This window comes from Paenibacillus sp. J22R67 (assembly GCF_059692175.1).
This window is the reverse complement of record NZ_JCAUAX010000008.1, coordinates 322529-346828: the sequence shown is the minus strand read 5'-3', so window position 1 is coordinate 346828 and position 24300 is coordinate 322529. Positions and strand designations below refer to the sequence as shown.

At 44.2% G+C, this 24300-nt stretch carries 13 protein-coding genes; 11 read left to right on the top strand and 2 right to left on the bottom strand.

The features are described from left to right. Positions 1–52: 52 nt before the first annotated feature. Together AC58VC_RS27255 and AC58VC_RS27250 are read left to right on the top strand one after the other, a co-directional pair. A complete protein-coding gene (locus tag AC58VC_RS27255; protein ID WP_497373270.1) occupies positions 53–4009 on the top strand; it encodes a PA14 domain-containing protein in 3957 nt (1318 codons plus the stop codon). 174 nt (positions 4010–4183) lie between these two features. Next, complete coding sequence (locus tag AC58VC_RS27250) at positions 4184–5587, top strand: MATE family efflux transporter (protein WP_497373320.1); 1404 nt, start codon at positions 4184–4186, stop codon at positions 5585–5587. 28 nt (positions 5588–5615) lie between these two features. Here AC58VC_RS27250 and AC58VC_RS27245 read toward each other — a convergent pair whose 3' ends face one another. Beyond that, positions 5616–6485 carry an AraC family transcriptional regulator gene (locus tag AC58VC_RS27245; RefSeq protein WP_497373268.1) on the bottom strand — a complete coding sequence of 290 codons (870 nt, stop codon included), beginning with the start codon at positions 6483–6485 and terminating at the stop codon, positions 5616–5618. Positions 6486–6609: 124 nt separating this feature from the next. Here AC58VC_RS27245 and AC58VC_RS27240 point away from each other — a divergent pair, with 124 nt between their 5' ends. From AC58VC_RS27240 to AC58VC_RS27230, 3 genes are all read left to right on the top strand, one after another. Beyond that, positions 6610–7803 carry a Gfo/Idh/MocA family protein gene (locus tag AC58VC_RS27240; protein ID WP_497373266.1) on the top strand — a complete coding sequence of 398 codons (1194 nt, stop codon included), beginning with the start codon at positions 6610–6612 and terminating at the stop codon, positions 7801–7803. Between the two features lie 16 nt (positions 7804–7819). Next, positions 7820–8647, top strand: a complete 828-nt coding sequence (locus tag AC58VC_RS27235) for a sugar phosphate isomerase/epimerase family protein (RefSeq protein WP_497373264.1) — start codon at positions 7820–7822, stop codon at positions 8645–8647. 483 nt (positions 8648–9130) lie between these two features. Continuing rightward, positions 9131–10018 (top strand): SDR family oxidoreductase, encoded by an 888-nt coding sequence (locus tag AC58VC_RS27230; protein ID WP_497373318.1) that lies wholly within the window; start codon positions 9131–9133, stop codon positions 10016–10018. A 56-nt stretch (positions 10019–10074) separates the two neighbouring features. On the opposite strand, the gene AC58VC_RS27225 is transcribed toward AC58VC_RS27230, so the two are convergent. Further along, entirely contained in the window at positions 10075–11025 is a 951-nt protein-coding gene (locus tag AC58VC_RS27225; RefSeq protein ID WP_497373262.1) for an iron-hydroxamate ABC transporter substrate-binding protein, read from the bottom strand. Positions 11026–11357: 332 nt separating this feature from the next. Here AC58VC_RS27225 and AC58VC_RS27220 point away from each other — a divergent pair, with 332 nt between their 5' ends. The 6 genes from AC58VC_RS27220 (at position 11358) to AC58VC_RS27195 (ending at position 24233) form a co-directional block, all read left to right on the top strand. After that, positions 11358–12968, top strand: coding sequence for a response regulator transcription factor (locus tag AC58VC_RS27220; RefSeq protein WP_497373260.1), 1611 nt, complete (start codon positions 11358–11360; stop codon positions 12966–12968). A 19-nt stretch (positions 12969–12987) separates the two neighbouring features. Next, positions 12988–14823: a cache domain-containing sensor histidine kinase gene (locus AC58VC_RS27215; protein WP_497373258.1), complete on the top strand. Its 1836-nt coding sequence runs from the start codon at positions 12988–12990 to the stop codon at positions 14821–14823. 144 nt (positions 14824–14967) lie between these two features. Then, on the top strand, positions 14968–16413 hold the full coding sequence (locus AC58VC_RS27210) for an ABC transporter substrate-binding protein (RefSeq protein WP_497373257.1): 1446 nt from the start codon (positions 14968–14970) through the stop codon (positions 16411–16413). An 88-nt stretch (positions 16414–16501) separates the two neighbouring features. After that, positions 16502–17452: a carbohydrate ABC transporter permease gene (locus AC58VC_RS27205; RefSeq protein ID WP_497373255.1), complete on the top strand. Its 951-nt coding sequence runs from the start codon at positions 16502–16504 to the stop codon at positions 17450–17452. Then, a complete protein-coding gene (locus AC58VC_RS27200) occupies positions 17449–18282 on the top strand; it encodes a carbohydrate ABC transporter permease (RefSeq protein ID WP_497373253.1) in 834 nt (277 codons plus the stop codon). The genes AC58VC_RS27205 and AC58VC_RS27200 overlap by 4 nt, the downstream gene beginning before the upstream one ends. Positions 18283–18476: 194 nt before the next feature. Then, entirely contained in the window at positions 18477–24233 is a 5757-nt protein-coding gene (locus AC58VC_RS27195) for an Ig-like domain-containing protein (RefSeq protein ID WP_497373251.1), read from the top strand. Positions 24234–24300: the final 67 nt, after the last annotated feature.

The following is a 24300-nucleotide window of genomic DNA, read 5'->3' as shown; positions in this document are numbered from 1 at the left end:
GTTCGTTTCATAATCAGTGAATCCAGTAATTCAAAAGAGGAGAATTGTACAAATGAAAACGACCAAAAGGATTGTGCAGTTATTTATCTTTTCTATGCTAATCTGCCTCATTCTGCCGTATAGCTTGTCCAAAAGCCATGCGGCAGATTCCAACCCCAATGCAACGAATTATGGTTTGAAAGCGGACTATTACAAGAACTCCGGACCGGGTGAGTTTAGGTTTGAAGACTTGGTAACGACGGTGGTCGATCCGTACATTAATTTTAGTTCATTGGAAGGAGCATTCACGACATTGGTAGGGCAGAACAATCGTGTGAATGTGAGATGGACAGGACAGATCACACCAGAGTTCTCTGAAAATTATACGTTCTGGATGACTGGTGATAACGGTTTCAGACTGTGGATCGATAATAAATTAATGATTGATCACTGGGTCGCTGATTGGGATAAGGAACAAACAGGCAGTCCAATTGCCTTGGTAGCCGGGCAGAAATATGACATCAAAGTGGAGTATTTCGAGAATGACGGTGGCTCCAATTTGTTTTTACGTTGGGGCAGCCCAAGTGTGCCGAAGCAAATCGTACCTGCGACAGCCTTCACTTTGCCTGTAGACTTTGAGAATAGCGGACCAGTCGCTGGATCGGTTAAGCCTGATGGGCTGCATGCCGAATTCACATTTGCAGAGGCACTAGCGGAGCTTGGCAGCAGCGCACGAGAGCAGCTTTCAGCTAATGTCCTAGGGAAGGATTGGCCGATTAAATCAGCCGTTCTCAAGTCTGGCGATCCGAAAACGATCCAAGTAGAGTTTGATTATCCCATGTATTATCAAGATGCTCCTATGGCAAATATAGGATATACAGGTGGAGGCGCTCTTGTGTATGCTGCAAGCAGTAAGCCGGTTAAGGATTTCTATCTTGCAATCAAAAACTATTCCACCTATCAGATCGAAACGCCGTGGGCAAGTCAAGTCGATGCGAATAATCCTTTGCCGGATTATCCAAGACCACAGATGGTTCGAGAGCAGTGGCTAAACCTGAATGGAAAGTGGGAATTCCAAGCAGCCAAACAAGGGGATGCGCTGCCAACTGGACAAAAGCTTAAAGAGAACATCACAGTGCCGTTTGCCGTAGAGTCCAGGCTTTCAGGTATTCAGCGCCAAGAGCAGCTTATGTGGTATAAGCGGAGTTTCACGGTGCCCCAAAATTGGAATGGCCAACATGTGAAATTGAATTTTGGAGCAGTGGATTACGAAACGGACGTGTATGTGAACGGAACAAAGGTGGGAAGCCATAAAGGTGGATACACGTCCTTCAGCTTCGATATAACGGACCAATTGAAGCCCGGCGAAAATGAGTTGATCGTGCACGTCCTCGATTATACGGATACCCAAGGGGAGCAAATCAAAGGGAAGCAAACGGTTGTTCAACCGGGAGGTATTTGGTATACGTCGGTATCTGGTATCTGGCAAACCGTTTGGCTGGAGCCTGTCGATAATGCAAGCATTGACCGGATGAACATGGTGCCAGATATCTGGAATGGCCAGTTGAAGCTAACCGTTGATACAGTCAATGGAACTGGTAAAACGGTAGAGGCTGTGGCTCTGAAAAATGGCGTTGAAGTAGGTCGCATTAGCGGAAATGCCGATACTGAATTGCTGCTTCCAGTACCAGATGCGAGATGGTGGACACCGGACGACCCGTTCCTCTACGATCTAAAAGTATCCTTGAAAGATGGCGGAACGATCGTCGATAAAATAGACAGCTACTTCGGTATGAGAGAAGTGAAACTGGGAAAAGTCGATGGTATCCAGCGTCCTATGCTGAACGGGAAATTCGTCTTTCAGATGGGAACTTTGGATCAAGGATACTGGCCGGATGGCCTTTATACAGCGCCAACAGACGACGCATTGAAATTTGATATTGAAGCTGAGAAGCGGATGGATATGAATATGATCCGCAAACATATTAAGATTGAACCAGCTCGCTGGTATTACTGGGCAGATAAATTGGGACTTCTCGTTTGGCAGGACATGCCAAGCGGAACGAGCAGAGATGTATCGGCTCAACCGCAATACTATAAAGAATTTGATGAAATGATCAAGCAATTGCAGAACTCGCCTTCCATTATTGTCTATATTGTCTTTAATGAAGGCTGGGGTCAATTCGACAACGGTGGAAATTATACCAGAGAGGCCATCGCGCATGCGCTGAAGGCAGATCCGACTCGTCTCATCAATGGAGTTACTGGGTGGTATGATGCCGGAGGCGGGGAAAATGAGTCCAAGGCAGGCCATTTCCTGGATTGGCACAAGTATCCTGCACCCGAGTCGCCGACTCCTTCGGATTATCGGGCAGCAACGCTCGGTGAATACGGAGGTGTAGGCCTTCGCGTACCAGGGCATGAATTCAGTCCTTTGACCGTGTATGCGGGACTAGCCATGAATACGAAGGAAGAGTTAACGGATCAGTATATTAGTTATATCAATACGATCAAAAAACTGAAAGATAAGCCTGGACTTAGTGCGGCCGTATATACCCAAATCTCGGATGTTGAATACGAGATCAATGGATTAGTAAGTTATGACCGCAAAGTGGAGAAGGTTGATTTTGCTCGCGTTGCCGCAGCACATAGGGAATTAATCGGCAATAGCAATAAGTCCGATCTAATGACTAGTATCCAAGAAGCTAAGCAAATTCGTGATAACGCTGCTGTAGGAGATGGACCAGGACAGTACAAGCAGCAAGTCGTGAATATTTTCTCAGCAGCCATTGCAAGTGCTCAGGCAGTGTATGACAACGAACAAACCACCGCGGATGGCATTAAAGCAGCAATTGCTGCGCTAGATGCAGCCGTTAAGCAATTCCGCGATAAAGCGAACAATCCTCTGCCTTTTGTTGATACATTTGATGATCTGAATGCAGAAGGCTTCACGACATACGGTGGTGAGTGGAGCGCAGCTAGCGGTAAATACACCGTCATTAACGGTGAAGGTTACAAAGCTGTGGCTAAGGATACGAAATTCCAAGACTTCACTTACGAAACGGATATCTCCATGAGTACTAGTCCCAGTTTAGCGAACGCTGGCGTCATATTCAGAGTGAATAATCCTACTGTTGGTACGGATAACTTGCAAGGATATTATGCGGGTATTACAATCGCTGGTCGCGTTCAAGTGGGCAAGCTAAATAACAATTGGACAGAACTGGCGAATAAAGCTGCTCCTCCGATCAGCGTAGATACGGTTTATCGCTTAAAGGTTGTGGCCAATGGGCCCAATATTGACGTCTATGTTAACGACACGCTTGTGGCTAGTGTGGTTGACAGCACCTTTACCGAAGGGGCTATCGGACTTCGCACATACAAAGCTAATGCAACGTTTGATAACATTCGTGTAACGGAAATGGAAGATGCGGTACAGCCGAACATGACATTGGACGGAGCTAGTCTTGTCAATGAAGGTTCGACTTTTGCAGTAAATCTGGGTGTATCAAGTGTAACAAACACGGTGTACGGGTCTGATGTTACGCTACACTATCAAGCAGATTTGTTTGAGTTGCAGGATGTAGACTCAGCAGCAGACGGAATTGCCGTTGTTCACTATGTCGACGACCATAATGGCAGCGTTCGCATGGTGCTCGCAAACATTGGGGGAGATGATCAAAGCAAGCATGAAACACCGCTTGTTACACTCCAATTTAAAGCGAAGGGAACTCCTAATTCCTCTGGTAAAATCACGGTGCTCAAAGCAGTCTTGGCCGATGAGAAAGGCACAGAGACAGAAGCTGTACCGGCTGAACTTACGGTGCGGATTGAGGGCTACGTCCCTGACGGTGACTTGAACCATGACAGTAAGTACTCGATTGGCGATTTAGCGATTCTTGCCACCCATTATGGAAAAAATAGCAGCAGTCCGGATTGGAATGTGGCTAGAGCAGCAGACTTAACTGGCGATGGTAAAGTAGATATTGAAGATCTAGCGAAAATGGCACAGAAGGTTTTGAATCAATAAGAAGAATGGAATCATGGCTTTTACAGCATGATTCCTTTTCTTTTGCCCTAACTTTCTTTTGTTTAAGCCTACATCCAATAAATGGCAAGGGAACAATCAAAAAATTTGCTATAATGAATGTTATTTGAATGTTCATTGAACAGGATATTTTCGGATGGGAAGTGAAGCTTGATCATGGTGGTGCGATTTAAGGCCTATTGCCATGCTATTTTGAACAAATATCTGTCGGGGGAATCTATCGATTATCGTCAGGTCATCTCGTTGTTTCTCCCGATTCTCATCGACCAGGCCTTTCTTGTCGGCTTAAGCTTGGTGAACACCGCGATGATTAGTTCATCGGGCGTGGCGGCGATCAGTGCCGTAAGCATGGTCGATTCGCTCAACATGTTCTTGGTTAACGTATTTGTCGCCTTGGCGACCGGTGGTACAGTCGTGGTTGCGCAGTATAAGGGAAGCGGTAATGATAAAATGGTTTCCAAAGCGGCGGCAAGCTCGCTATCCGCGGTTACACTGGTTGCGGTAGCACTCAGCCTGCTGGTCCTGCTATTTTATCATCCAATCCTGAAGGTGTTATTCGGAACGGCGGAGCCGGAGGTGTTCTCCCATGCGGGTACCTATTTGGTGGGAAGCGTCATATCCTACACTGGGATCGCGATTAAGGAAGCGGTCAACGGAGCGCTTAGAGGGATTGGCAGGACGAGAGTAACTTTGGTGCTGTCTTTGATCATGAACCTCACCTACGTGCTGCTCAATGTTATATTTGTCCATTATCTGGACATGGGTGTTGTAGGGTTGAGCGTGGCCGTGAATATTTCCCGTTATTTGGCGGCGGGCTGCGCATTGTTCTACCTGCTGCGAATGGATGCCAGCCTGCGAATTCGGCTTAAGGATGTGCTCGACTGGAATTTCTCCATGTTTAAGAAAATCATGTTCATTGGGCTGCCGTTCGCAGCGGAGCAGTTATTTTTTAACGGGGGAAAAATGTTAACCCAAATCTATATTGTGAGCCTGGGCACCTATGCGATTGCGACTAACGCGATCAGCTCGGTAATCGCTATGCTGCTGCAAATCCCCTCGATCGCATTGTCTACTGCGTTAATCACGGTAGTAGGGCAATGTATCGGGAGGCGCAATATTCAGGATGCCCGCAAATTTACGAGGTCGTTTCTGTGGCTGTCGTCTGGCTCTCTCTTGTTGATGGGGCTGCTTTTGCTCCCGTTCTTCAATCCGCTAGTAGGACTGTTCAGCCCTCCGGCAGAAATTATGGACGATCTGTATCTCATTATGCTGGTCAATCTGTTAGCTCAAATCCCTCTATGGTCGATCAGTTTTCTGCTGCCTGGGGCATTGCGAGCTGCGGGGGATTCGCGCTTCACCTCGATCTCTTCGATGCTGACCATGTGGTTGTTCCGGGTCGTGCTCGGCTATGTGTTTGGGATCACCTTAGGCTTCGGAGTTATCGGGGTTTGGGCGGCTATGCAATTGGAATGGGGCGTCCGCGGAGCTGTTTTCCTCTGGCGGTACTATGGAGAAAAGTGGTATAAACACCGCTTGATTGAGCCTGTGGGCGGAAAGTAAGCCCCATTCATTTAGGTAAGTCATGTTTTCATTTTGAAGTGGACAGGCTCATTTGAGCACTTGCTTGTTTGCTTGTATAATACTTGGGCAGCACGCCTACCTTTTTCTTAAACATGCGCAGGAAACCTGTATAATCATTAAAACCTGAGCCCATGCAGGCCTCAGTAACGTTGTAACCATCTGTGAGCAATTTCTTGGCAAGCGCAATCCGTTTGTAGATGATGTATTCATGGATCGTGCTGCCCGTATGTTTTTTGAAAAGTCTGCTTAGATGATATTTGCTAATAAAAAACATTTTCTCTAGCCGTTCGAGTGTCAAATCTTCCGTAAGATGCTGATCGAGATAGGCTAGGATAGGACTCAATCTTTTCGGCAAATCCATGCCGCTTTCCTTTTCTTTGTTGGTATAAAAGAAGCGATGAACCAGAACAAGAATCTCGACCAAACACCCCAGTTTAATGAGGGAATCACCTGGGAATGGATGGTGGATGATGTCATTATATTTCGTAAACAAATCAAGCAAAGCGGATGATTGTTGTTCGCTGAGCTTGATTTTATTTTTTTCTCCAGCGGGCCGGTCGTAGAAGCATTGAAGCGGTTTCAAGTCGTCGGTTTGAAAGAGAGCAATCAGAGCCGGGTTAAATTCAATCGTAACACGCTCATATAAGTCATCGGTCGTGAGCGCAGGCTTATGAATTTCATGCTCATTGGTTATGATGAGATCACCCAATTCCAGTGGATACACGGTTTTGTCAACGAAATAGTTCACATCACCTCTGATTAAGAAGAAGATCTCACAGCCTTGATGCAAATGAAAATGAACATTAAAGGGAGCCGTTCGAATGGCATGGCGAAATTTCACATGTTCATCAAACTGTTCTAAGTAATCAGCAAGCAAGAAAATTCCTCCTCGCGATATGAGCAAGTTTATCCACTTTTGAGGCAATTTCGTCAAGGAAGTGGTAATTGTAATGATATAGGATGATAGTGTGATATTCAATAGATTTGGGAGGGAACAACAAATGAGTAAACAAAAAATCAAATTTGGTCTTGTCGGAATTGGAAATATTGGCAACACGCATTTGAAATATTTGAGTGCGATGGAGAATGTAACGATTGTTGGCGTTTGTGATGTAGATAAAGAAAAAGCCGATTTGAATGCTAAGACTTATGGGACTACAGCTTATTACAATGCCGTAGATTTATTGGATCAGTCTGGGCTGGATGTCGTCATTATCGCGGTTCCACATTATGATCATCCAATCATTGCGATAGAAGCCTTCCAGCGGGGCATTCATGTCATGTGCGAGAAACCGATAGCCGTTCATGTGAATGATGCCAAACGCATGATTGATGCCTATGAAACTTCCAAAAAGACATATCCTGGACTCCAGTTTGCTATCATGTTTCAAGAAAGAACGCTGCCTTTTTATGCAAAACTCAAAGAAATCGTGGACAGCGGAGAGCTGGGTCAATTAACTCGTGCTACCTGGATTCATACCAAATGGTTTCGTTCGCAGTCCTACTATAATAGTGGTGGATGGCGCGCGACATGGGCTGGTGAGGGTGGCGGCATCTTGACCAATCAGTGTCCGCATACACTGGATATGTACCAATGGTTGTTCGGACTGCCTTCGCTGATCTCTGGTCATGCGCATATTGGCAAATATCATGATATTGAAGTTGAGGATGAGGTAACCGCTTACTTTGAACATGCGAATGGGATGATCGGGCATCTGATCGTGACAACAGCCGAGCTGCCGGGAACGAATCGCCTAGAAATCGTGGGGGATACTGGCAAGCTCGTACTGGAGAACGGTAAGCTGCTTCACTATAAATATCCGCAGTCTATGCTTACGTTCACGAAAGAGACCGAGCAAAAATTTGCGACTTGGGAGATTGAGCCGGAGGAAGTTGAGGTGGACGTCGATGCTCCTAATGGCCATCATGTCGTAACTGGCCGCTTGGTCGACCGCCTCTTAGGCAAGGAAACAAACTTGATTGCTGAAGGTCCAGAGGGGCTTGGCTCTTTGACGCTGGCTAACGGCATTATGCTGTCTTCCTTCCAGAAGCGCCCTGTCCAGGTGCCGATTGACGGCGATGCTTTTCAAGCTCATTTGGACGAACTTATTCAATCGTCCACGTTTGTGAAACAAGTCGTTACGAATTCAACGGCTCACGAGGATATGTCAGCTTCTTTCGGCAGCAGTAAATAATAAAGGAGAGTTGGCCATGCTTAAAGCTAAAATCACTTGTTTCGCCGATGAAATCTCGCAGGATTTGGAAGAGCAGTTAGATGTGCTGCAGCAAGAGGGGATCTCGTTTATTGAACTTCGGAATGTATGGGGCAAAAATGTGCTGGCGCTGGATGATGAGGAGCTCGCTGCCATCCGTCAAACACTGAATCAACGTGGTTTCCAAGTGTCTTCCATTGCTTCACCAATCGGCAAATATCCGGTTGCGGATGACTTCGGTCCTCAATTGCAATCCATCCAGCGGGCGATTCAGGCTGCTCATGTGTTAGGAACCCCGTATATTCGTATATTTTCCTATCATCCGCCGGAGAATGCGAACCTGGATACATGCAGAGATGAAGTTCTGCGTAGAATGAAGCAATTGACGGAGATTGCTGAACAGAATAACGTCGTTCTCATTCTTGAGAATGATAATGATTTGTACGGAACTACGGATGAACGTTGTTTGGAAATTCTGCAGCATTGTGCATCCGATTCTCTGCGTCTGGCTTTCGACCCTGGTAATTTTGTTAAGAACGATATTAAACCGATGAAGGATGCCTATCCTAGATTAAAATCCTACACCGATTACATTCACATTAAGGATGCCACGTTCGAACCGAAACAATTTGTTCCTGCCGGAGCAGGAGACGGAGAAATTGATGCCTTACTGCTCATTTTAAAAGAAAGAGCGTATAACGGATTTCTGTCTGTAGAGCCGCATCTGCAGCATTACATGCCGCACGCCAGCAATCCTAAACGTGTTGTCACTGCGGTACGTGCGCTTAAGCAGTTGCTTGAACGAGCGGATTACCAGTGGGAGTAACGAATTAATAAGAGTGCTACAAATTAGAGCTTAATCCATTTGGATTGGCTCTTTTTTACGTATAATTTATAAGCGAAGCTTACCCCTTATTTAGATTTTGGTGTCTCTAAGATATTAAAACGAAGTTTTTTTGACAGCTTCGGGGAACTACACGCCGCTATTTCGATAAAAACCCAGATATTCCATGTTTAAGGGGAACTACGTTCCGCTATTTCGCCACCTGAAAAACGTGTCATGGAGGAGAAATAAGAGCCTGTAGTTCCGCTTAGAGAGGAAATCGCTTATTATTTTTCAAATAGAGGACTGTAGTTCCTCGCTTAAATCCTATGCGGGATTTCCGTTAGGTTATTGGGAGTTCTCATATGAAAATTGCGGTGGATGATAAGGACGTCAGGTAGTAGATATGGACTGTTTATAAATCCAGTGGAATAAAGTGAGATAGGTAACTGAAATCGAGAGGAGGCGAAAGCAGTGACTTATTTCATGTACCCCTACATGGGTTGGAAGCAGCAATGTACGAATGTTCCTGTCGTTTTTCCACCGCAGCATCAGAATAGGCAGCCAGGGTTCGAGTATTTGATGACCCCTCGCCCCTTATCACACAATCCTGCTTATGTGGGGAGCGGGAAGCTGAAGGATAAGGTGGCGATTATCACAGGCGGAGATAGTGGAATCGGCAGGGCCGTCGCGATCGCTTTTGCCAAGGAAGGCGCAGATCTGGCCATCGCCTATCTAGATGAACATCAAGATGCCGCCGAAGCGAAGCAAATGATTACCCAGTTGGGGCGCCGCTGCGTGTTAATACCTGGAGATCTAAGAGAAGAGGAAAACTGTCTTAACGTTGTGGATACAACGATTAAAACCTATGGAAAATTGGATATTCTAGTCAACAATCATGGCGTTCAGTACCATCAGAAGAGCATTTTGGATATTACCAAAGAGCAGCTCATGCATACCTTCCAAACCAATATCATCTCATTCTTTGATATGACGAAAGCCGCTTTGCCGCATCTGCGCGCGGGAAGCGCCATCATTAATACGACTTCAGATACCGCCTTCTCAGGGATGGGCTTCATGATTGACTATACAGCCGCCAAAGGGGCTATTGTCTCCTTTACCCGCTCGTTATCCCTCTCGCTTGCCGATCAAGGCATTCGCGTTAACGCGGTAGCGCCTGGTCCGACTTGGACACCGCTCATTCCATCTGCGTTTACGGCTGAAGAAGTAACGACATTCGGTACAGAGGTTCCGCTGAAACGTCCTGGGCAGCCTTATGAGTTGGCTCCTGCTTATGTCCTGTTAGCCTCAGATGATGCCTCCTATATATCGGGCCAAGTTATGTTCGTTAATGGGGGTTCGATTGTTACATGATTCAAGGCGAGAAAAAACGCCTTCTCGGTCATGCTGAAGAAGGCGTTTCTACACATTTATTTTTTGCCAAGGAATCCATCCTTGAAAATAGTCAATAAATATTCGAGGGTTATTGGATCGCTATATGTGGAAGCCTCCGTATCAATCTCGATGACGTGCTTGTTCTTGACTGCCGGAATGTTGTTCCATGTATCGGTTTTCATGAAGGAATTATTGGCTGCCGTGCTTCTGCTGAGGACAAGGTAGTCGCCGGCATAATTCGGGATAACCTCTTGTGAGAGTGCGTAGTAGCCTGGGCCAAGAGCATCCTTTTTGACTTTCTCAGGCATGTTTAAACCCATTGCTTGGTAAAGGACCTCTGTACCGCGAGCCCAGTTATTGCCGAAAACATAGAAGTCTTTCGAGTCTGTTTCGATGACGGATACCGTCGCTTGCTCACCGATTTTGGCTTTGACTTCTTTGCCTAGGTCTGCCGCACGCTTCTTGAAATCATCGTTCCATTTTTGCGCATCTTGTTCTTTGTTCAGCAATTTACCGATTTCTAGCTGTTGGGCTAGGTAATCCAGTTTACCCCACGTATAGACGACAGTAGGCGCAATTTGTTTTAATTTTTCAATGTTTTTGGACTCGGAACCAGCGATAATTAGATCCGGTTTCTGCTCAATGATTTTCTCAAGTTCATTCTCTGAAACAACGGGGACGCCTTTAAGTTTATCTTTGAAAAGAGGGTTCTTATTTGTCCATTCGTCTACTCCGACCAGTGTGCCGCCTAGCGATAACACGTTCGGCGCATTCGTCAGGGCAACGATACGTTTAGGATTCGCGGGCACCTGAACAGGTCCTGTCTCTGATGCATAGTTGATTGTGCCAGAAGCCTCTGTGGTAGCGGCTGGCGCACTCGAGCTTTGTGGGGATGCTGCAGGGCTATTGTTCGTCGCTTTGTTACCGCAAGCAGAGATAGCGAACATTAACGAAAGAATAAGGGGGATAAAAAGTTTGTTCTTCATCTTGGAGTCTCCTTATAGGTGGATCTAGACCACACTTTTATTGATAATGATAATCGATATCACCTAAACTAATATAGAATCTAGTTTCACGTTTGTCAACGAGAATCTCATCTTTTGTGATCTCTACGCGGATAATAAGGTATCCACGTATCGAGCAGCGGTTGCATATCTTCGACTATTTGCCGAAGAAAATGTTGCTTTTTGATAAACGAACGGAACCTTTGTCGAAAGCTAATTTAATAGCAGGGAATGTCGTGTTTTTGGTGAAATTGTTGCTAGGAGCTTACACGTTGTGTTCCTTTTGCGCGAAATAGAGAGATGGGGGTAGTTCGATGTATAGACTATTAATTGTTGATGATGAGCCAAGACATAGGGATGGGTTAGCAAATCTGATCGGGAAACTAAGGCCGGATTACCATGTGTTCAAGGCGAAAAATGGGAATGAAGCGCTTGGCATTATAGCTGACAATCCCATTGATATTGTTTTTAGCGATATCCGTATGCCACAGATGGATGGTTTGCAGCTGCTAGAACACTTGGATTCCTACGATAAACCGCCTATTCTTGTCGTATTAAGCGGTTATCGACAATTCGAATATGCACAAAAAGCAATCAGCTTAGGGGTATGTGAATATTTACTTAAACCAGTTGATGCAGCGACGATGAAACATACCTTAGAGAAAATTGAAAGAGAAATAACAGCCAATCATACGCAGCTGCAAGAAAATGAAAATGCGCTCATTAAACTCAATCAAACTCTCCCTATTTACAATGATCATTTGATGAATCAATGGATTGCGGGGCATATAGAGGGGAAAAGTCTATCTGAATTGCGCAAATTACTTCCGCCTATCGAGGCAGGCACGGTTCTGCTCACAGAGATCAATGCGTTTAGATCGGCTGATTTCATGGATGATTTCCAAGTCAAACAATTTCTAAAAGAACAAATAGAACAAACTTTGGGGCCTACAGCAGGCTCTGTTTCATTTTTCTTAGAGGACAGAAGAAGTATTCTCGTTACCGTCATCTCGACAAGTTCATTCGAAATTCGTTCGACAGAAACGCAGGATAAGCTGCGCGCGTGCATTCGAAAAATGAAGGAAGACGGTTTGGAGATCACAATAGCAATGGGTAGTAAAAGCGAGGATATCATCAGGCTAGCCAAACAATCTTTCGAAGATGCCAAGCGTGCTTTATCCTATCAATTTTTTCTTGGTAGCGCTATCATCCTCTCGTTAGAAGAGATTATGCCAGCAGCAAACGGGCAACTTCTTGCCAAATATCGCGAAGAAGAGGAGCTGCTTGATGCCGTTCGCGAGTCGGATAAAGAGAAAGCCGTTCGACTCATTCATGCCATTTTCGAAAAACAAATTAACCAGGGACTTCCTCTGCCGGAAGCCTTTAAAGAGTTTATTCTTCGTATTGTGCTGCACCTGATCCATCATTTTAAAGATGTCATGTTAGAAGATTATTACAAAGATTTATTACGAAGAACCGAGGAGTCTTTAAAACATAGCCCCTTTTATTCGATGCTGAAAAATTCAGTTATCGACATGTTGAGCGAGATGATCGACACGATTCTGAAGACAAGAAATTGGAAAAAGGAAATGATTATCAAAACCTGTTTGCAATATATCGAAGAGCATTATGCAGAGGATTTATTTCTGGAGTCAGTGGCCAGTAAATTTTATTTCAACACGAGCTATTTTAGTCACTATTTCAAAGTAAACACGGGCATTTCGTTCAGCCAATACTTACTTCGAACACGGCTCAGGAAAGGGAAAGAGCTTCTGGAAGAAACGGACTCCAAAATTTATGAGATATCTAAGTTGATCGGCTTTAAGGATACGAAATATTTCAATCGCGTATTTAAAAAGGAATTCGGTGTAACACCGGAAGAGTATAGAAGAATTACGGTGAACATATACAACGCGAATAAATAAGAAGTGAGTTGATGCGGCAGTGAAGAAATACCTGAAATTGCTAGGTCAAAAACTGAGTGAGCTGAGGTTCAGAGACAAATTAACGATTTCTTATATTCTCCTTATTACTGTCCCAGCTATCGTGATCGGAATTAAATACTACAACACTAGCTCTCAAATTATTCTGGAAAATGCCAGTAAACATATCTATGAAATCGTCAAAAAAGACAATCAAATTATTGACAACAGGCTTAATAAATTACAAGAAAGCACGTTATCAACGATTTCCAATGTCGAGTTATATACACTGTTAAATGCGATGAGGAACGATGATGAGATGCAATTAATTCAAATGGACAAGCGAATAAAAGAAATACTAAATCAGTATTTTATTGAAAATGGTGATATATTCTCCGCTAATCTGCTAACAAGTTATTACGCTTTTGGAAGCAACAATGTATCTATTTCTCAGGAAAAAGTGCTGGATTCAAGCGTATATAAGGATGCCAAGCAAGCGCAAGGAGGGCTTGTCTGGATTCCTAATTACGAAGTATCCGAAATTGTGAAGAGCGGAGAGATTCTGAATAACAATGTAAATAATTTCTTTGCGGCCGCCCGTACGATTAACAGCACCTATTTCCAAAACGGATCCATTCATTACATGAGTGAAGGGATCGAACGACCTGTTCTGTTAATTAATGTAAAAGTCGATATGTTTAATAGCGTGTTTGCAGATAGCCTGCCTGTTACGGGTGCCTATACATTTGTCCTATCCCAGGACGGAAGAGTGATTTCTCCCACGCAGTCCAATCATATCAAATCTTATGCGGATTCAAACTGGTTTCAGGATGCCCTGCTGCAGAAAAGCGGATCGTCGATCACCACGATTGCTGGTAAAAAATTGCTGGTCTGTTTTGACAGAATGCAAACCACGGGCTGGATCACGGCAGCATTCGTGCCGTATGATCAACTGATTGTCAACTTGTCGAACCTCCGAACGTATACACTCTATCTAAGCATATTTCTAATGATTCTGTCGGTTATTATTGCTTACCTCCTCTCTGGTTGGTTAACGAATCCAATTAAGAAATTGTTAGTTGCGACTCACTTAATTGGCATTGGTAAATTCACAACGAAAATCCCGGTCGTATCCGATAAGGAATTCAGCTTTCTTTTCACCAAATTTAACCAAATGAACGAAAAAATCCAACAATTAATTACCGAGAATTATGAGGTGAAATTAAGGGAGAAAGAAGCGGAGATTATGGCTTTAAATCTGCAGCTGAACCCTCATTTTCTCTATAATACGTTAAATATTATTAACTGGATGGCTATGGACAAAAATCAGGATGACATTAGTCGAATGATTATGAGCTTATCCACGATGCTCGAATATACCGTACATAATAAAAAAGAAGTTGTTCCTCTACGAGAAGATATGAAGTGGCTGAAGGGCTATCTGCATATCATGAGCACTCGTTATGAAGGCATTTTTGGTGTTCAAATCGAGATTGATCCCTCACTAGACAACTGTACGGTACCTAAACTATTCCTTCAGCCAATCATCGAAAACGCCATTATTCACGGATTTGAGTTGCTAGAGAATGGTGGGATGATTCAAATTGTTGGATGGAATAATGAATCGACGGTACATTTTACCGTACAGGATAACGGCAAGGGAATGGATGACATCCAACTGAAGAACATCATGAATAATGATTCGGAGCATGTTGGGATTAGCAATATAGATAAACGGATTAAACTGCTGTTCGGTCAGGAGTACGGAATCTCGATCGAATCCCAGGTCGGCGTTGGAACGAGTGTACATATCGTGTTTCCATTTCGCAAGTTCGAGAGTAGTGTGGACAATTTTTAGCACGGAGTCAATTTTATTGAAAATATAAGAATAGTCCACTAAACCAAAATCTTTCGAATATCAAGATGTAAGCGCATTCGTTATAGTGTAATTACATAAGTCAAACCTTATGAAGAACCTAGAGCGATAAGGGAGGAAAGCAAATTGTTACAGAAAAAAAGTATGATGAAACGATCTCTCGTTGTTTTGTTTGCATCCATGATAACTCTCACCGGGTGTACGTCTAGTCCCAAAGAGGCGGCGGTATCACCAGCGGGAACGACCGCACCTCAAGCAAGCAAAGAAGCCACTGCAGCTACTGCAGCACCAGAGGCCAAGAAAGAACCCGTCAAATTAAAGTATACCTATTGGGGCAGCCCTCAGGAAAAAACAGCGATAGAGAACGCAACGAAAAAATTCACCGAGAAATTTCCTTGGATTACCGTAGATCCCGTGTTCATTCCGGAATCGGATTATGATGCTAAAATTACAGCGATGGTGGCTGGTAATGAATCGCCGGATGCCGGCTATATGCACTCAGAGCTAGGCGAAGCATGGCAGAATGAAGAGAAATTCGTTAATATCAATGATTTGTTCGCAAACGATAAGGAAGTTAAAAAATCGGATTTCCTAGACTATATTTGGTTCAATGGTACAAAACCAAATTATACCTATGCGATAAGTTCAGCCGCAGAATCATTCGCCATTTTCTATAATAAAGATTTGTTTGCAGAGGCAAAAGTCGAAGCTCCCCCTGCGAAGGCTGAAAATGCATGGACGTGGGATCAATTCGTAGCCGCAGCGCAGAAATTAACACTTGATAAAAATGGTAAAAATGCGGCTGACCCGAATTTCGACCCTAATAACATCAAACAGTTCGGTGTATCGTTTGAAAGCTGGTGGGGGCCAATTATGGCTCAAGTCGTTAATAACGGCGGCGATATCATCTCAAAAGATGGGAAAACGTTTGCGCTTGACCAACCGGAAGCCATCGAAGCGATTCAAAGACTTGCTGATCTTATCAATAAATATCATGTAGCCCCATCTCCGACTCAAATGAAGTCGATTCCTTCTCAAGCTGTTGCGCTGCAATCCAAAATTGTAGCGATGAGTATGCATGGACAATGGATCAATCTTGATCTTGGAGCGGCAAAAGTAAACTATGGCATTGGTGCATTGCCGAAGATGAAGCAGAGTATCGCCATGGGCATTAGTGGTGCAAGCGTTATTTACAAGTCAACTAAGCATTTGGAAGAAACATGGATGCTGACCAAATTTCTAGCTGATCCTGCAGGTGCCATTGATTTGTACAAAGGCGGACTGTGGATGCCAACGATGAAAAAATGGTACACCGATCCTGCACTGGTTGCACAATGGGCAGAAAATAATCCTGCGCATCCGGAAGGCTTCAAAGATGCCTTTATGAATAACCTTTTGAATAATGGGGTGGCAAGTGCCGGTTACTATTTGATGAATTTCGGTAAAGTGACGGATATGACTTTCTCAGCACTTGATCCCGTTTGGCTCGGTAAATCAACAGCAGAAAAAGCCTTAAAAGAACTAGCTCCGAAAGTTCAACCGGAGATTAAAGGCAGATTTAGTACTAACTAATGACTGAAGAAGGACATCAGCAGTGGACATATCGATTAGTCGGCCTTCGTGCCGGCTAATCGAACAAATGATAGCAGGAGAGATAGCGATGGAGATTAGTACTGAGAATAAACTAGTTGTATCGACATCTAAGAAGATGCTGAAAAAAAGAGTCACTCGCGAGCTGTTAAATGGACTATTATTTGCTTCTCCTGTGCTTTTGGGGTTTCTCATTTTTGTCATTGGCCCTGTACTCTATACCGTATTTCTAAGTTTTACGAAATATAATATTGTCTCATCTCCTAAGTTTGTTGGACTTGATAATTATGTACACCTGCTTGCAGGCAAGGATGCTTTCTATTATCCAGCCGTCAGGGCTACCTTTTATTATGTGATGATCAGTGTGCCTGCAGGAATCATTTTCTCGTTTTTCATTGCCATATTATTGAATATGAAAATAAGAGGAAGAACCATCTTTCGTGCCATATTTTACTTGCCCGTTATCATTCCGCTGGCAGCGTCCTCCATGATCTGGCTTTGGTTGCTGCAGCCGAATTTCGGCGTCGTTAACTTCGTACTTGAAACGTTTCATTTGCCAACCTCCTTGTGGTTGTCATCCGACGTAACCGTTATCCCGACCTTAATTCTAATCAGTTTGTGGACGACTGGGAACATGATCGTGATCTTTCTGGCAGGGCTCCAGAATATACCTTCTCACTTGTATGAAGCACTTGAAGTCGATGGTGGGAACAGCTTTCAAAAGTTGGTTTATATTACGGTTCCGATGAGCTCTTCCATTATATTTTTCAATACGGTTATCGGCTTTATCAACGCTTTTCAAACGTTTGTTCAGCCTTATGTCATGACGCAAGGCGGTCCTAATAAAGCGAGTTACTTATATGTTCTCTATCTATTCAGAGAAGGTTTTCAATTCTCCAACTTTGGTACTTCAAGCGCGAGTGCCGTTCTGCTATTCTTGATTATTTTATTGTTCACATGGGTATTCTTTAAATTCTCAAAATCTCTTGTGTACTACGAAGGGCAGGAAGACCGCAAATGACAAATAGGAGTTCATTCAAGCTGCTGCTTGTGTATGTCATTTTAGTTATCGGCAGCATCATTTGCTTATTCCCTTTCTACTGGATGGTTCGGACAGCGATTGTAGATATGGGTGAAATTTTCAAAAGTCCTCCCGTATTCCTTCCAACGACCATTTATTGGGATAACTTTAAGACCGCACTTAGCAGCCATCCATTCCATAGATATTTTCTTAACAGCACGATCGTGACAGGGCTTTCCATTGTAGGCGTTTTATTAAGCAGCTCCCTGTGTGCTTATAGCTTTTCCAGGATTAACTGGGTGGGTAGAGACCGTGTGTTTGGCGTTATTCTGACCGGACTCATGCTCCCGTTTTTCGTTGTGATGATCCCTCATTTTATCGGTTGGAAGTTATTAAATCTGACAGATTCTTTCGTTCCGTTAATTGCTCCAGCATGGTTTGGCGGTGGTGTGTTTAACATTTTCTTGCTTCGCCAATTCTTTATGTCGATTCCCAAAGAGATGGACGAAGCAGCCAAAATCGATGGCGCAAATCATTTCCAGACGTATTGGAAAATCATTCTGCCAATCGGCAAGCAATCGATGATTGTTGTTGGGTTACTGACGTTTCTCGCCAGCTGGAACGATTATTTGGGGCCACTCGTGTTCATCACAAGTGAAAAGAACTATACGTTAATGCTTGGATTGACCTTGTTCCAAGGCACGTACTCCGCACAGTGGAATTACATGATGGCCGCAACAAGCGTTGTTGTACTGCCGTCCTTGGTCTTATTCCTCCTAGCGCAAAAGCACTTGGTAGAAGGTATCGCGATGACTGGTGTCAAGGGGTAGAGTCGTTACGACCGTATCGCAGAATCAGCTTATTTAACTACCTTAAGGGGGTGGTCATCATGAACGGAATGATCAGCATCTTAGATAAGCAAATGTTGGGCAGCAGGCTGTTCATTCCGCTAAGTCATTGTTTAGAAGGCAGACAGTAGCTACTAAGGGGCATGTCATGGCTAAAATTCAATAGGAGGTAACAAATGAGAAAGTTTAAAAAATCAATTGGCAGAAAAATTTTGACGACATCGCTAGTGTTCTCTTTAGCGTCAATTTTCAGCGCATCCGTTTTCGCTGCAGATCCTAATTTTGTGAATAATAATGATCCTGGAATGCCTGTGTTTACGAATGCGGCTGGCAATGTTGTCGTACCAGCTGAGCCTGCTCCATTCAATGCGAGCAGCAGCAGGATGATGGATATGTATCAAGCGGACATTGCCGCAGGAGGTACGTCCTACTGGATGGATCGCATTCTCACCAGGAAGGGAAATGATCCTACAGGAACCTATTTGATGTCACGGGGCAAGGCTTTGTACATGTACACGAACAGTGCCACCGTCATAGGTTTTGGCAACAATATCGCTTATTTTGATTTGCTGAATCAGAAAGGGTACTCTATTCAAATCCCTGGCGTAACCTTCACGCAGGATTCAAGCAAACGCGTACAGACGCCGAGTTATTGGTCTGCCTTTTATAATGCAACGGGATATACGCTGGAAGAAACTAAGTTCATCACGGATAATAACGTGGCTATCGACAATGTTACGATTACGAACACGGGTACGGCCTCCAAAACATTTGATCTTACGGCAGATTCCCCTTTTGCCAAAACCGTATCCAGTGATGGCACAGAGCTTTCTGGTACCTTTGATGTCAGGAATAATTTGACCAAAGTATACCCGAAATTCAGCGGCACAGGCATGACGGCAAGCAATGGTATTTTAACCAGATCCATAACTTTGGCACCTAATGAGAAAATAACACTTAAATTTCAGATGGGTTTCATCACGAATGAAATACCGGAATCGCTTGCCGATTACAATAGATTTAAAGACTATGATGCCAATACTGCTTATCTAACTCAACTTCGTGAATATAACAAATGGTGGGCAGACAACGTTCCTTATATGGATGTTGCGGATGATAATATTAAAAAGATTATTTATTACAGATGGTGGCTAAGCAGATTTAACTTCCTTGATGCCAACATCCCAGGGAATGACTATCAGTTCCCGATCTCTGTTGAAGGAGCTTTAGGCTACAATAACGCCATCGTATTAACTCAGCCGATGCATATGCAGGATCTTAAATATTTAAGAAATCCGATCTATTCCTATGGTGATTGGGTGTCAGCCGGCGAAACGTCCAGGGACAGTCTGTTTACAGATAATCCAGGAAAACCATCCAACTGGAATAACAGCTATTCCCAATACATTGGGGATTCCGCTTTCCAAACGTATGAAGTCCATGGCGGTCAACCGGAAATCTTAAATAATTTGGCCCGATATTCGGAAAAGGATGCGAAAGGTCAGCTAGATCGCTTCGACACGAACAAAGACGGCGTTATTAACTATGATTGGGGCTCACTAACAGGGAACGATGCCGATGGCAATGCTTTTCACTTTTTTGAAAAAAGAGGAAATATCGATCAAAACCGAACTGAGAGCGCTTTCGTATATGGAAATGCCATGGCTTCGGCCAAAGCTTACCAACTAGCCGGCAATTCGGCAAAGGCAACTGAAATGTTCGCTTTTGCAGATAAACTAAAGAACTCTTTCTTGTCGATCATGTGGGACGATGATTCAAAAATGTTTCTACAGAAGGATTTATTGACGAATACATTCATCCCTTGGAAAGAAGCAAACAATTACTACGCGTTCCAAATGGATGGACTCGTTCCTAAAGATGATCCTAAGTACTTGGAATCACTAAGATATTGGGGAGATAGCGCTGAATTCCCTGTATTCCCATTCTATACAGCAAACCAGAAGGACAAAGCCTTATCAGTTGCAGCCGGTGTTGGTGGCTCTAATAACTTTGCCAACCTGAATGCGTCAGGAAATATTAGACTCTTCACAGAAGTGCTTCGCAAATATCCGAACCAGCCTTACATAACAGCCGATATGTACAAGAAACTGATGTACTGGGTTGGATGGTCAACCGCTTATCAAGGGAATATCAATTATTTGGACAACAATGAATATTGGTATAACTGGAACCCAACAACGAAACAAATCGGCGGAAGATCCGGCATTCACCACAATATTCTTGGTAATTACAACTATTCAGTGATTGAAGATATTATGGGCCTTGTGCCACGTACCGACGCAACGGTTGAGTTATGGCCAATTGATATCGGTTGGGATCACTTTACGGTGAATAACCTGCGTTATCATGGCAGCGACGTTACGATTGTCTGGGATAAACCAGGAGATGGCACCTCCTATTATCCGAATGTTCAAGAAGGATATTCGATGTATGTGAATGGCACGCTAGCCATGAGAACAGATAAACTTGCTCATTTGGAATGGAATTCGGCGACAGGTGTCGTATTCATCTTAGACGGCAGCGGGGCGGTAGCAGCCGTACAGAACAGCAATGCACAAATGAAGAGCGCTACGCAAGTTGATTTGAATAGCTATGACAGGGCGGCTGATTTATTCCAGAAGGCCGGTGTGGATTTGACGCCGGAAACAGGAAATGCTGCAAACCTAGCCCTAGATTCAACAATGACAGCTTCTTACACGCATCCATTAACATCGGCAGCAAATGCCAAAACAGGATTTACGATCAGCGGTAACTTCTTTACCTCCGGTGCTTTTACGGCTAATCCGCCAATTTGGGGGTCAAGAGGATCGACCAACGCGCAAGATTGGTTAGAGTCTGATTTTGGTTCACCTAAGACTTTTGATGATATCAAAATCTACTACTATAACGATAAACCGCAAAACTTTTACAGAGAGCCATCCATGTATACCGTCCAATACTATGACGAAGCCACTTCTGCATGGGTTGCTGTTCCTAAACAGTACAAATCACCAACACTGGCAAACTATAATCACATTCAATTCCCAGAAATTACGGCACAAAAGGTAAGAGTTCTGATGACTCCTAAGCCAGGGTCAAATGTTGGTGTCAAAGAACTCCAAGTCTTCCGTACAGGAGTAAAAGCTCCGGAAGCTGTGAATACACCGCCAGTCGTCATTGTCCAACAAGACACGACTGCGAAAATTCCTTTAAAAGCGAAGATACTGGTTAATATGACAGATGACGGCTTACCTAGCGGTACGTTGGAGACCAGCTGGTCGCTGAAAAGCGGAGTCCCAGGCGGTCAGGCTATATTCACCAAAGATGCGGCTGGTAATACGATTGCTACTTTTAACAGACCAGGCGACTACGTAATAACCCTAACGGCTACAGATGGTGAATTGTCTACAAAAGTAGATGTTGCCGTTACAGTAGATCCTCTTCCGAATGCGGTGAACGTGGCATTAACAGCGACAGCTTCGACATCATTTATTTCAACATGGGAGAATCTGCTCGCGATCAATGACGGACGTGATCCAACTAGCTCAACGGATAAAACAGGTGGAGCGTACGGAAACTGGAACAATAGCGCGAGAACACAATGGGTGGAATACACGTGGGGAACACCAGTGAATATTTCCAAATCGGATGTTTATTGGTGGACGGATAACGGTGGAATTCTAGCACCTACAGACAGTAAGCTTCAATACTGGAATGGCACGCAATATGTGGATGTGCCGAATGCAGTGGGGAATGGCGTTGCACTCAACAAATATAATACAACGACGTTTTCTCCGATTACGACGACCAAATTGCGCATGACGGTCACGAGAGGCACGCAATGGACGGGAATTTTGGAATGGAAGGTTTACACGACGCCAACAGCAAGTGTTAAACCTGTTAAAGTAAGCACTCTTCATGATGTGCTGCCTGATCTTCCACCGACGGTCACGAAAGTTTTCGAGGATGGATCGACGGCTGCTGCAAGCGTAATCTGGGATGCTGTAACGTTAAGCCAAGTTGCAACACCAGGAAGTTTTACAGTAAAAGGTACGGTTGAAGGTACAAATATTGAAGCGGAAGCTACTGTCTATGTAAGGGTAACGAATGAAGTAACGATTAATAGCATACCGGATGAGAATATTTCCATTACGGCTGGAGAACCTCTGGTATTGCCAACGGTTATCGAAGCGTTCTATAACGATGGCTCGATTGATAATATCAACATCAAAGTAACATGGGATGCGTATGATCCGAATTTATTGAATGTACCTGGGACATTCACCATTCTTGGTACTGTACCAGGCACTACGGTACCGGCCAAAGCCAATGTGACCGTGTATCCGAGAGCGATTGCATCTCTTACAACGGCAACTGCTACAACGGCAGTTGGCATAGCACCGGTATTACCGCAAACGGTAACAGCGGTATTCGATAATGGCACAACTGGACCTGTCAATGTCGTCTGGACTATCGCTCCAGAACAATACGCAGCTCCGGGAACAGTTACGCTTAACGGTGCAGTCGATGGCACAACGATTGTAGCCCACCTGACGCTAACGGTAACTACGAAAGCCATTACGAGCATAGCTCCGGTAAATGTAACGACAACTCCGGGAACAGCTCCTGTATTGCCTACTGTTGTAACAGCGACGTATAGCGATGCAACAACGGCTACAGTGAACGTAGTTTGGTCTGCTATTGACCCTGCGCAATATGCTGCGGCTGGAACGTTTAGTGTCAACGGAACGATTGCTGGAACATCGATTAAGGCAGTCGCCAATGTGACGGTGCTTGCACCTAGTGTAACCTCGTCTACATTGATCGGTCCTGAAGCGGTGAATCAAGCGCAATTGTTTGACTTGACCGTGGGAGTAAGCAGCTTGAAATCAAGCTTTACGACGATGGATGTCATTGTGAAATACGACCCAGCTAAGCTGGAATTTGATACGGTTACTAGTGGTAATGCCGTCTCCTTGGCAGACAGTGCGATTAGTAACCTGAAAGACAAATTTAAAGTGCTGGGTACAGCCGTCAAAGCCCAAAAAGGTGAAATTCGAATTATCATGGCTAGTGAAGGCGCCAACAATGCGATTAGTAGTCCGGGTAATTTATTGACCCTTCATGCCAAAACAAAAGCAGCTGTTGAACCGGGTATTACGACGGTGTCGCTCTCTGACTTCAAAGTTTCTAATGAAGGTTCAGAAGTACAAGTGCCTGGTGCTTCCCTGCAAATTCAAATTAACGTTGTGGATAAAGCAGATTTGATTACGGCAATTGCTGCTGCGCAAAGTAAATATGACAGCGCAGTTGAAGGTACTCAGGTCGGTCAATATCCAAGCGGTTCCAAAGCAGCATTGCTGACAGCCATTAGTCAGGCATCAGCAGTCAGCGGTAACCCTTCATCCACGCAAGCTGAAGTAGCTGCTGCGCTGAATGAGCTGAACACAGCTGTGACTACATTTAATAACTCTGTGATTACTGAAACAGATCCAGAACCAGGTACAGTTGATAAATCTGTGTTAGCTGAAGCCATTACTACTGCGCAAAGCAAGTTCGATGCAGCTGTAGAAGGCGACAAACTCGGCAAATACGAAACTGGCTCGAAAGCGGTTCTGCAAGCAGCGATTACAAGCGCTCAAGCTGTTCTTGATAAGTCATCCTCGAGACAGCCGCAAGTGGACGCAGCAACTGCTGCATTGAATGAGGCCGTAGCAACATTCGCGACTAAGTTCATTACACTTGTCCCTGGTGCAACGAAAATTACGATTAATGACTTGTCCATCATTGCTAAGTACTACGGAACGATGTCTTCTGATACAAATTGGAACGAAATTGAAAAAGCAGATATTTACAACACAGGTAAAATCGACATTCAAGTCCTAGCAACCGTTGCCAGAATGATTATCGACGATTGGATGCTGGAAAACTAATCACTAGAATCGGGGAGGGAGGCGGCTTATAGCCCCTCCCCGATCCTTATAGAAAGGAAGAATCGGC

Coding starts and splice junctions, on each gene's coding strand:
- AC58VC_RS27255 (WP_497373270.1), top strand. CDS start 53: ATGAAAACGACCAAAAGGATTGTGCAGTTATTTATCTTTTCTATGCTA.
- AC58VC_RS27250 (WP_497373320.1), top strand. CDS start 4,184: ATGGTGGTGCGATTTAAGGCCTATTGCCATGCTATTTTGAACAAATAT.
- AC58VC_RS27240 (WP_497373266.1), top strand. CDS start 6,610: ATGAGTAAACAAAAAATCAAATTTGGTCTTGTCGGAATTGGAAATATT.
- AC58VC_RS27235 (WP_497373264.1), top strand. CDS start 7,820: ATGCTTAAAGCTAAAATCACTTGTTTCGCCGATGAAATCTCGCAGGAT.
- AC58VC_RS27230 (WP_497373318.1), top strand. CDS start 9,131: ATGTACCCCTACATGGGTTGGAAGCAGCAATGTACGAATGTTCCTGTC.
- AC58VC_RS27225 (WP_497373262.1), bottom strand. CDS start 11,025: ATGAAGAACAAACTTTTTATCCCCCTTATTCTTTCGTTAATGTTCGCT.
- AC58VC_RS27220 (WP_497373260.1), top strand. CDS start 11,358: ATGTATAGACTATTAATTGTTGATGATGAGCCAAGACATAGGGATGGG.
- AC58VC_RS27205 (WP_497373255.1), top strand. CDS start 16,502: ATGGAGATTAGTACTGAGAATAAACTAGTTGTATCGACATCTAAGAAG.
- AC58VC_RS27200 (WP_497373253.1), top strand. CDS start 17,449: ATGACAAATAGGAGTTCATTCAAGCTGCTGCTTGTGTATGTCATTTTA.
- AC58VC_RS27195 (WP_497373251.1), top strand. CDS start 18,477: ATGAGAAAGTTTAAAAAATCAATTGGCAGAAAAATTTTGACGACATCG.